An 11,748-nucleotide genomic window follows, 5' to 3' on the forward strand; every position below is an offset into this window, starting at 1 on the left:
AAACCAGTTATCCGGTCTTAGCTATCGTTTCCGATAGTTATCCCAGTCTTAAAGGCAGGTTGCCTACGTGTTACTCACCCGTCCGCCGCTAGCTTGTCCCGAAGGACAAACCCGCTCGACTTGCATGTATTAGGCACGCCGCCAGCGTTCGTCCTGAGCCAGGATCAAACTCTCCATAATAGAAAGATGACTTGCTCATTTGAAGCTAGCGAGATTTTGCAATCTCTTTTATAGTCGATTACTCGACTGTGCTTACTCACTCGTTGTTCAGTTTTCAAAGATCAATTTCTTTCGCTCACTGCCGTGTTACCGAAGCAGCGAGAAGTAATATACCATGTTCATTTTTTAATTGCAAGCTTTTTTTTGAATTCTTTTTTTCGTTACCAGCCTGTCTATTTCTTGTCTATCTCTTGGCCGGATTTGTAATATAGCATGGATGACAATCAGATAGCAATGTTTTATTTTTCCAATTCACAAAAAAATATTCACTCAAAAAAAAGAGCTAAATGCCCAGACATCACGACACGAAATGTCGATATCTATGTCGGAGCATTCAACTCTTTTACATTGCTTATGGTGTAATAGTTAACTTGGGCCGATCCGTGGTGGTGATACTCTCACTTGAAGCATAAGACACATTCCCATTAGAATGCACAGGTGACGTGCTGTACACCCGAATGGAAAGCTTCTTGCCGGTGGACATCGCCGCTTGTACTTGAGAAGTTACATTAATCGTAATCGGCGTACCCGCTACAATTGTATAGGTGCCAAGCACAGTGCTGGAAGAAGGCTTCGTATCCCATGTGATGGCGCCTTCTGTCCAGGTGTTGTCGCTAACGAGTGCGACCTCATTTTGGATGCCGCTCATTGCAACTGTGATTGGCTTCAATGTGATCGTTGCGTTAGAGACAGTCCCGCTATAGCTATTCCAATCCCATTTAAAATAACCATCACGTTTGTAGCTAGTTAAATCGTTCTTCGTATCAACGGTAACAGCCGTTGTTCCAGCTTGATTCGCTGTAGCGTAAGTGCCGTCTCTTACATTCGCATCATCCACGGCTATCCATGTATTCGGCGTCGTAAGGACGATACCCGCTCCATTGTAAGCGCCGCGATTCGGTGCAGTCGACGATGAAACGGTGTTGCCCCAGTAATCTTTCCCTCCATTATTACTGATAAGGACACCAGAGGATAAGGCTGGGGAACCTGTTCCCAGCTTATAGCCATTGACTGTGCTTAAACCAATACCACCGCTGCCCGCTCCAGCCAATAGTGGATCACTCGTTAATTTATGAGCATCGCTTGGCTCACTGGCAGGATGGTTACCATAGAAAACGTTGTAATCATACACGTCATTGGCTTTTACCAAGTAGCCACCGCTGCCCGCGTTATAGATGATGTTGTTTTTAACAGAGAGCGGATTACTTCCACCAATCCCGGTTGTGAAGCTTGTGCTCAATCCAGAACCAATATAGAACGTATTATTATAAATTTGGTTATTTAACGGCGTGTAGCTGCTATCAAATTGGAAAATACGCGCGCGATCATTCTGACTGATATTATAGCGGACAATCATATTGTCATTCCGTTTTGCTCCACTTCCCATAACTAGCAGAAAGCCACCCTCATTATCATGACTATAATTGTACTGAACCGTACAGCCAGTCAAATTAAAATCGCAGTCAAACCCTTGGCCGTCATTCGTTGTTTTGGTATTGTAGGCTTCATTATATTGCATCACAGGACTCGTGCTATTGATCGCCCAGATCGCTACATTGTAATGGGTATCCCGCGCATGCGCTGTATTCACAACATTATATTGAATTAATCCATTAATGGATGCCCTCATGACAATACCGTCTCCGCCAATATCATTCAGCGTGTTGTTGCTAATCACAAGATTCGTGTAGGGCTCGAAGTTGCCCGCCCCGTCGTTGTTCCCCCAAGAGCTGCCATTACTTATTCCCGTACGATCTGTCCGTTCAATTGTATTACCATCAATGAGTACGTCGTTCCATTTGGTTCTTACCGCGGTACCAGATACAAGGACATAGATACCTCCGGTAACTTTCAACGCATCGGTATTCGTTCCCGTAACATCGTGGATATACATATTTCGAATATAGAAATGGTTGTAGGTTCCCACATCGTGCGCCTCAACCTTGACCCCGTAACGGTCACCTGCCGAAGCTGATGTATTCGTGACCTCCAAGTTATTCAATTCCCAATACTGCTGATTGTAAAAATAGACCGTTCCTCCGGTGAGCCCATTCCCATTAATAATCGGTTTATTGCCTGTGCCGTATTTATCTATGATGATGGGTGACCCCGATGATCCAGACCCCAGCGGGTGCAATTGCCCCGTCCAAACGGAGCCCGATTTAAAAAGGATTTTATCCCCAGGTAAAAATGTCGTGCTGTTGACTTTGGTCAACGATTGCCAGGCAGTCCCTGTACTTAAGCCATTATTGCTATCATTGCCTGCAGCCGAATCCACATAGTAGGTCGTATTATTCGCATACGTCGTGATCGTTAGCCCTGGCATGGATACGACGACTGTCATCAGAAGTGTGAAAATTAGCCCTACTGACAGGCATAGTTGAAATGCTTTTGACACTCTCATCAATCATTCTCCTCTCTACTGTACCTTCATTGCGTGAAAAACGTGGTCCACAATCCTCACTTGTGCAGCTTCTACTAATTGCTTCACTTGCTCTGCGTAACTAGCGTCCAGCGCACGTTGCTGTTGATCTTCCGTTAGGCCACTACTGGCGCAATCACCTCCCTTCGGTACAGTCTTTTCTTTAAACACGGCTTTTACTTTCAAGACTAAGTTAGAAAAGAGATACGTGTAATAGCCGCGTTCCTCATATTGTCTAGGACCGTAGATGACTTGGTTATTCTTAATCGCTTTCTCCCTGCGCTGATTTTCCTGAGACCAATTCGCAAGAAAGGTTGTATAGCTAAGATCATTCACAAGGTCGTATTGCTGGGCCAAAAGCTGTTGAACCTTAACCTCTTTCAATCGCTCTAGGGCAAGTTGCTTAGCTTTCTCGATAGGCACTTCCCCCTGAAAGCTCTTCGTCCAGAAGGAGTCTGAATCATCCGCGTTATAGGTTTTCTTGAAATAACCCGCCGTCTGCGCCTTCACATCATTCAAGAACAGCTGAAACTCGCGCTCATCTATCGCTACATCATTGATATAGGCGACTGTGGCATAAGAAGGACCTGCCAATGATGATTTCTGCCATTCCGTACAACCTGTAGTCGCAAATATAGAAAGAAGAAATAAGATCACGATTGGCTTCATAATTCCCCTCCTCCATAGACAGGTTTGTCGTTTATTTTAGTTTTTCAGCCATTTGAAACACCCAATTGCCTTGTTGCACGGCATGACGAAGTTGAAATTGGATGCGATACAGGCTGTCGCCCCACACGCGCGTCAGGCTTTCGTCTGTTACGGTGATGTGCTCAATTACGGCCTCCCATTGTTCGTGCTCATAAAAAAGGATGAGCTGATTGTTCGCCTGATCTTGCAAACGTATCTGGCCCTGCTTAAGATGCTGGGGAGGTTGGCTCGACATCATGTGGAGAAGCAATTGATCAGTAGGCTCTGTAAACAAGCATGACTCCTGCAGCTCAATGATTGGGTTCAGCCCTCTACGCAACGTTAGACTACGGTGCCAACTCTGCACACCCGCTTCAGCAGGATAAGCGCTGGCTAGCTCTACCCCGAAACGAACAGTGTCCACACTGTTCTCATAAGTGACGTCCTCCGCGCGGAAGGTACGGCCTTCCTTTTGCTCAAAACCGTTGATGACCGGAACACTATGATAGCCAGACTGCATCGTCCAGATCTCATATCGCTGTGGGCTAAACGTCTTCTGGGTATACATCTCTACCCCGATATCAATTAAGAACGGCTTCCCGTTCACATAAATCACAAAATGACCGATGTCATTATGGTTATGGCTCTCATCATTGTGACCGCCTTTGATTGCCGCAAATAGGCCTTGAGACGAACCTTCTAATTCCCTGGCGGCCATCACTTGCAGATTCGGAAGCCATACATCTTGTTTAAGAGGGGGAGCCAGCGCTGCCTCCTGCTGAATATTGGCAAAGCTATGCAAGCTGATCATTTCTTGAAAAAAAGAAATCCCCTTCCCTCTGCGATCAGGAACTCGATAGGTGCGGAACCCAATCTGCCCCAATGCACGCAGCTGATCATCCTGAATACGCGAACCATATAAATGGATCATGCCGTAGTCCTGTGAAGCGATCGCCGAGCCATCTGCGAAATTAACATAGTAGTGACCGTCAATATTCATGTTGTAGACGAATTGTCCTAGCTTTTTAATCAAAGGTTGGTCGTAGACCGACAGCGCACCGTCCGAAGCACGATACAATAGTTCAAGATTGACTAACAGCATCCCGGCCGCTCTAGCCCAGTAGGTTGAACCTTCATCACAGCCGCCATCATCGAACTGCACCTCTACGTACCGATCCAAGCTGCGGAGCACCTTATCGTAGAGCGCTGCTTTCCGCTCTGGCTCCATATCCAGCAATAGCAAGACTGTTAACATATTCGCATTGCACCACGGGTTCCAGTTGTTTACCTCTCGTTCCCCAAAGCCCATCCACCAGAAATCATTTCGAGCCATGTAGGGAGCAATAATGCGGCGTTCTAGTTCCACACGGATGCGTGCTCTAATGAGGGGAGAGATCTCATCTAGAGGCGACTTCAGCAAGTGAAATGTCCAAGCGAGTAGCGCTGCGGTTTCACCCGCCGACAGATCAAATAAGGGCTCCTCGACATTCGAAAGAAACTCCTCTGGCTTCAGGGATAAATAATGATGAGCTGGCGCACACCACGTCGTCTGCTCACAAAGGAGCCAAACGACGTTCATAATTTCCCGCAAGAACCGCCCTTTGGCTTCGATGCATTCCGCGATTAGGAGTGTGCAAAGCGCATTGCGTCTCTCTGTTTCAACCGAATCGTAAGGCTTACGGCTTCCCTCTTCGAAGTAGGCCATGAAGGCGGTCGCACGCAAAGATGGCCATTCATAGTCCAGGTACGACTCTGCTTGTGTCACCCAAGCTTGCTGTAAGTCGATGGGTACGCCAGCCCAAGCCTCGCGATCATCGCGTGCTGGAAAAATGCGTCCCGCCATGCTTTTGCCTAAAATATAAGTTCTCACATCGGAATTGGTTATGAAATCTGTCAGCTTCATATCGCTAAGCTCCTCCTTGTTGGGGTAAAGAAAAGACCGCCTCATCTGCAGTTTGGCTACGAATGTGACAGTCTTCTAATTTAGAGAAATGAATTCATTTGCTAACTATTTAATGACCTCGGTGTACTGCTTTTCAATCTCGTTCGCTCCGGCTGATCGTGCCTTTTTGACATAATCATCAAAGGAGTCAACGGTTTGCTCACCTGTAATGATTTTGATGTAGTTTTCCGTCGTCAGCTTCTGCAAATCCGCTGTGTACTTGCCGGAAGCTTCTACGCTTGGCAGATAAGATGGCGGTGTGCCTGTTCCTTTCACTTTATCCGCGACGACATACTTCGCTTTGAATATCTGCTTCACTACATCCGGATTGTTCGTGTACATACCGAATGTGGAGACACCGCGTTGTGCGGTTTCAGTTGGATTTTTGAGCTTGGAAGCGACAGAGCCGTCTGCGTTAATCGCATAATCCTTGTCTTTGACACCGTAGTTAGCCAGCATGTAATAGTCTTTGTCAGTGACGAGTGTATCCAGCATTTTCAAAATTGTATCCAGCTTTCTCGGATCTTTCGCTGCATTCTTGGTAATCACGAGTGTTTCGTTATTATAACCCCAAATGTTTGCACCATAGGCTTTGCCATCCGGTCCTTTAATGGCTTTGCCGAGTGACCAGGTTTCCTCATATTTGGCATCTGGCTTCACTTTGATAAATTCTTGATAAACGGCCCCACCTTTATCTCCCTCTGTAAGCGGCGGTGTCCAGTGGTAGTACATCACGTTACCTGTTACACCAACGCGATTGTTAATGAAGGCATGCGAAGTCGCCCAATAGCCGCCCTTATTTTCACCCGTTACGAATTCAGGATCGATGACGCCGTCTTTGTACCATTTGGCCAGCAACTTGAGGCCTTCTTTCATTTCTGGTTGAATGGCATCCATCGTCACTTTGTTATCCTTCACGGTATACCAGAGGGCCGAGTAAGGCGTTGTTCCTTTGATGACATCCGTCGGGATCGGTCCGAAGGCGCCTAGCACTGTTTGCATAGCCGTACTGGAGAGGCCGTACGTGTCTTTTTTGCCATTTTTATCAGGATCATTGTTCGTAAACTTGTAAATCGCATCCTCAAACTCAGCTAACGTTTCAGGTACTTTGGTAATACCGACATTCTTGAGCCAATCGGTGCGCCATACAAGGCTGGTTGGATAGGTGCCGTCAAGTTGGAAAGCGGACAAGCCATAGTTTTTGCCTTTGTACATGCTGGAGCGGAAAGCTGACCCTGAAGTGTCATTGTCCATGATTAATTTGTAGTAGTTCGGTGCTTTCTGCTTGATCGTATCTACTGGAATTTCAGCGGCTACCCCACTGTCCACGAGTTTGGATAATTCAAAGCCTTTCAGCCTCAAAATATCCGGAATTTCTCCCGATGCCATGCGGACGTTGAACACTTCACTGTATTTCTGCGAATCCGCTGTCCAGACATTGATTTTCGCATTAAAACGTTTGGACACTTCCTGTATGATCTCTGAATTCGCATCTGGTGCTACATCGTTGATGTTATAGCCTGCCCATTCAATTGTTACTGGTGCTTCATTCTTCGCTGCTGCTGTTGCTGTTGTACCTGTTGCTGCGGGTGCTGGGGTACTTGTCGTACTGCTCTCTGTGCCGCTGCTGCATGCTGCCAAACTCCCTACTAATAAAGCTGCGCTCACCAAGCTGCCTACATGACGAATTGCTTTACGCTTCATTTTTAGACCCTCCTAGACATGTATGTTAGTGAACCATCCCCTGTGAGGGGGCTGGGATTAACCTTTTAATGAGCCAATCATGACGCCTTTGACGAAATATTTTTGCAGGAAAGGGTAAACAACAAGCAGTGGAATCAGGGATACCATGAGTGCAGCCATTTTCATCGTGTCGGTGTTCGCATAAATCGTATTCGCAGCCTCAACAGCCTGTGGCTCAGAGCCTTCAAACATAATTTTGCGCAACACAAGCTGCAGGACCGCTTTCTTCGAATCCTTGAGATAAATCATGGCGTTAAACCATTCATTCCAATGGTAGACCATCGTCCACAGGCCCACTGTAGCGAGGATCGGGATGGAAATCGGCAAGATGATGCGCGTTAGAATAAGGAACTCATTCGCCCCATCGATACGGGCTGACTCTTGAATCTCCTCGGGTAGGGACATAAAGTAATTGCGGATAATCAGCATGGTAAAGGTATTAATTGCGACAGGCAGCACAAGCGCCCATACGCTGTTATAGAGACCGACGCCTTTGACAATCAAATAGGTCGGGATCAAGCCACCGCTGAAAAACATCGTAAACACCATGAAAATCGTCCAAAACTTGCGATGCACCAAATTCTTTTTGGACAAGGGATACGCTGCTAGAATCATTAGGGTCATGGAGACGATAATACCTAGAATCACGCGAACGAACGTATTCTGGTACCCGGTCCAGATTTGCTGATACGCTAGAATTTTGCGATAGCCATCCCAATCAAATTTGAGTGGAATCAGATGAATACCGTAACTGCTCACCACTTCTGGCGGACTCATCGACACTGTGACGACCTGCATGAAGGGGATAATGGTCAGCACACTGAGCAGAATGAGCGTTGTATAGACAATCGTATCAATTAAGAGATCTTCAAAGGTTCGTTTCTTTTTCTTGCGTGTCGTTACCATTTTTTGAAATCACCTACCATAAGGAATAGTCATTGGTTTTCTTTGCGACATAATTGGTTAGCAAGATGAGGAAAAAGGCAATGATGTTTTTGAATAAACCGACAGTCGTTGCGAAACTGTAATCGCCTTTCACAAGTCCTATCTGATACGTATAGGTAGAAATTACATCACCAACGGAGAGAACGGAGGCATTGAGCAAGTTGTAAATTTGATCAAAGTCATCATTAATGATGCCGCCTACCGCAAAAATGAACATGATGGTTACGACTGGCATGATGGATGGCATCGTGATGTTCCATATTTTCCGGAGACGTCCCGCCCCATCCATATCCGCTGCATCATATAGCTCTGGATCAACACTTGTGATTGCTGCTAGGTAGATGATCGTTGACCAACCGACTTCTTTCCATATGGAGGAGAGGACTAGGATGGACCGAAAGTAGGTCTCACTCGTCACGAAGAGGATCGGTTTATGGCCAAATTCCATGATGATCGCATTGATCAAACCTCGTGTCGGTGACAGAAATTCGATCACAATACCACCAAGAATTACCCAGGAAATGAAATGCGGTAAATAGGTGATGGTCTGAACGGCTTTCTTGAAGAAAACTAGGCGTACCTCATTCAATATGAGACAGAGAATAATCGGTGCTGGAAAGCCAAAAATCAATTTATACGTAGAGATAATAAGGGTATTCTTCAGTACCGGTAAGAAATACAGACCCGTGAATAGCTCCTTAAAATGATCTAACCCTACCCATTCGCTCCCTGCGACGCCCTTAAGTGGATAGTAATTCTGAAAGGCAATAACAATTCCATATAAGGGGGCGTAGTGGAAGATGAGGTAGTAGGCAATGACCGGTATTAACATGAAGAAAAAATATTTTTGTTTCCAATACAGCTTGATAGCACGTTCTTTATTGATCTGCGGTTGCACGCGCTGCTTTGCTTCCCGTGCTGCGATGATTGCGTTGCTTTCCATGCCATGCCTCCTGTTCCGAAGTCTTGTGTGCTGTGCAATTTGATTTGTTTTGTTTTAATGCCCTTATCGTACGGCCTATGCAGGGAGATCGACAACGCCCAATAACTTTACGGAAGTGCTGTTTTTTTTACGTCTTCGTGAGAATCATGGATTCGTGGCGTGTTTCTGCTGTGGGATGACAGATATTTTTACCTGTGTTGTTTTTTTGCTTTCTAGGGCAAAGAAAAAACTGCCATGCATAGTGCATCGCAGCTCTCGTAGGGAGGACTAGCTTTCGAGGCTATCTCGATAGCTTTTGGGCGTACACCCGAAGTTCTCTTTAAACACATTTGCAAAATAACGAGGACTCGTATAACCGAGCTTCGCTGCGATCTCTTTAATCGATAAGTCCGTTTCTCTGAGGAGGCTTTCTGCGTGTTTCATTTTGATCCCAGCCACATGCTCGGAGAAATTCGACCCCATAACGGATTTATAGATCCGACTCACATAGCTCGAGTTCATATTAATGCCTTCGCTTAATGAAGAAAGGGAGATCTCGTTATAAATGTTCTGCTCAATGTAGGCAAGGATCTGACGTTCTAGCGCGGTACCTGGGTCATCATTGGTCGCAGTGGTGGTGTTGTACTCCATAATTTGCACAGCTACACCAGTGAGCCAGTCCGTTAAATCAGCAACATTGTCCATTTTCCTGCCATAATCCCGAATGTCATAACCAAGGAATCGCTCTAAATCAATATCCATTGAAATCGCGGTTGTCCGGATAATTGAAATCGCATCAAAAACCGTATTGCGGCAATAATCAATATGATACCTGCCCGAAACTAGCGCTTTCCGTAATATATCCAGAATCGAAGTCACCATCTCCTGATTCCGATTACGTACAGCGACAGACAGCTGCTCGATAATTTGCAGGCCGCTTCCGTGCTCTTTGCGTTGAGCGATGGCGAGGTCTTCATAAGCGATGCATGATTCCGTTGGCATGATGAAGGCGTAGTTTAAACACTCGCATGCTTCTGTGTAGGATTGTGCGATGTTGGCGTAGGCATGGTCGTACTCACGTCCGAAGCCGATTACGAATCTCCCTTTCATCTGCTGGCTGATACTGCTGTGAATTTGCTCCTTATCCAATTGGTGCGAATAATTGAGTATCACAATAATATGCCCGGCGTTATCCATGGTCGAATTTAGTTTATAGTTACCAAGTTCTTCAACATGCTGCAGCATACTGTATTGAATCATCATCTCGTTCTTCAGGCCAATTCCCTCTGTACCGAAAACCTTAAGAGCCATACAGGCTGTTTTCTCACCGTCAAAATGAAGCTGGAGCGTTTTCTCCATATTCGCTACTTGTGGATCGGTCTGATTGAGGTCCCCTTGCAGCAGCCGCATGATGAACTTGTCGCGAATAATTGGTTTATTCGTCTCCATTTGATGATTCAAATCAGTAATCGTATGGGATACGCGGTCGATCACCTGATGAAGCATCGTGTACTCGTTCTTCGCATGCTTTTCTTCGCCATCTGAACTTCCTAAATTGCGAATGGTTTGAATGATGCTACGCAGTGGTTTATTCGCCCAGTGGGTCATGTATATCGAGAAAAGCAAGCTTACCGTGAGCAGGCCGATCGTTGTGATCAGCAAATAGTTCTTGAGCTGCTTGGATTTCTGATACAGGGTATCTATCGAAATGACGGATACGTATTTCCAATTGTTATACTTGGATTTGGCGAAGGAAACGACACTTTGGACGCCGTCGACGGAAGCTTCGAATGTACCTGATTGCGATTGTTGCAGAAGCGTCGTCATGTAATCCTTCTGATTCAAATTCTGACCAACGAGTTGGCTGTCGCTATGGACGAGTACTTTTCCTGTTTCATCTACAATAAATAATACTTCTCCATCTGTCGGAGAGGATTGAATGAGATTGTGAATCGCACTCTCTTTGATGTTAATGGCAACGACAGCTTGCCGATTCGCGAGGCTATCGATCAACGGAATATTGGATAGATAGGTGATCACTGTCGTATTCGATGGCGTGGTTACACGAGGGGGCAACCACCGATTGGGAGTATTCATCGTACGCAGGAAATTAATCCATGTTTCATCTAAGCTTTTGAGCGAGCCTGCCGAATCCAAGTACGAACTATATTTATCATTAATGTACACGTTTCCCGCTGTATACCACACTTCAACGGATTGCAAGAAGTTCAACTTGTAAGGGATGTCCGTCAAAAAGTTGCTAACCTCAGCAATCTTGTAGCCATTGCCGCTAATATCGTGTGTGAGCGGATAAGCGAGTACTTCATTACTTGGAATATCGGAGAAATAAATATTCACCAACCGGATGACACGATCTAAGATTGTTTCGTCCACAGCGTATTTCAGCTTGCTGACATCTTGTGTACTTTGTCTATTGATTTCTTGATTATAGGCGGTAGAGAAATAGTGGATATAAAAGAGCTGAGGCGCTAACGAAAGTATGATCACAAGCAAAATGTTGAACAAGAGGATTCGTGAGTAGATAGTGCTCATCCTAGCTCGGATGTTAAACATGTAAGATGGAGCACCTCCTTGCAAGGTGGGATGAATGATGGCAGATCGGGAGCGTGATAAAGCGTTTTCAAGCATTAATTCTACTATATCATAAATTTGAGGCTTGTCATGAGTGATTAATAGTCATACGGGGAGTTACTGGTGTGTTAGAGCGTGGAGTTGATGGAGGGCTTCGAGAAATGTTGGGATATAAGACCCTTTTGGGGTCTTATTGAGGCGAATCTGGGGCTGGGTTAGCCATGGGCGGTGTAATAAGACCCTATTGGGGTCTTATTGGGGCGAATCTGAGGCTGG

Annotated in this window: 7 protein-coding genes and 1 rRNA gene; all 8 read right to left on the minus strand. The window is 45.7% G+C overall.

All coding sequences use genetic code 11. The features are described from left to right. Positions 1–180 (minus strand): 16S ribosomal RNA (locus tag J2736_RS32040); the annotation flags it as partial. Positions 181–571: 391 nt separating this feature from the next. Then, complete coding sequence (locus J2736_RS32045; protein ID WP_310502614.1) at positions 572–2,623, minus strand: CBM96 family carbohydrate-binding protein; 2,052 nt, start codon at positions 2,621–2,623, stop codon at positions 572–574. A 15-nt stretch (positions 2,624–2,638) separates the two neighbouring features. Beyond that, a complete protein-coding gene (locus J2736_RS32050) occupies positions 2,639–3,310 on the minus strand; it encodes a hypothetical protein (RefSeq protein ID WP_310502615.1) in 672 nt (223 codons plus the stop codon). Between the two features lie 31 nt (positions 3,311–3,341). After that, positions 3,342–5,231, minus strand: coding sequence for a heparinase II/III domain-containing protein (locus tag J2736_RS32055; protein ID WP_310502616.1), 1,890 nt, complete (start codon positions 5,229–5,231; stop codon positions 3,342–3,344). A gap of 105 nt (positions 5,232–5,336) precedes the next feature. Beyond that, entirely contained in the window at positions 5,337–6,974 is a 1,638-nt protein-coding gene (locus J2736_RS32060; RefSeq protein WP_310502617.1) for a type 2 periplasmic-binding domain-containing protein, read from the minus strand. A gap of 57 nt (positions 6,975–7,031) precedes the next feature. Beyond that, complete coding sequence (locus tag J2736_RS32065) at positions 7,032–7,919, minus strand: carbohydrate ABC transporter permease (protein ID WP_310502618.1); 888 nt, start codon at positions 7,917–7,919, stop codon at positions 7,032–7,034. Between the two features lie 13 nt (positions 7,920–7,932). Continuing rightward, entirely contained in the window at positions 7,933–8,901 is a 969-nt protein-coding gene (locus J2736_RS32070; protein WP_310502619.1) for an ABC transporter permease, read from the minus strand. Positions 8,902–9,168: 267 nt separating this feature from the next. Further along, a complete protein-coding gene (locus J2736_RS32075; protein WP_310502620.1) occupies positions 9,169–11,454 on the minus strand; it encodes a helix-turn-helix domain-containing protein in 2,286 nt (761 codons plus the stop codon). Positions 11,455–11,748: the final 294 nt, after the last annotated feature.

Source organism: Paenibacillus qinlingensis, from assembly GCF_031455095.1.
In the GTDB taxonomy this organism is placed as follows: domain Bacteria; phylum Bacillota; class Bacilli; order Paenibacillales; family NBRC-103111; genus Paenibacillus_E; species Paenibacillus_E qinlingensis_A.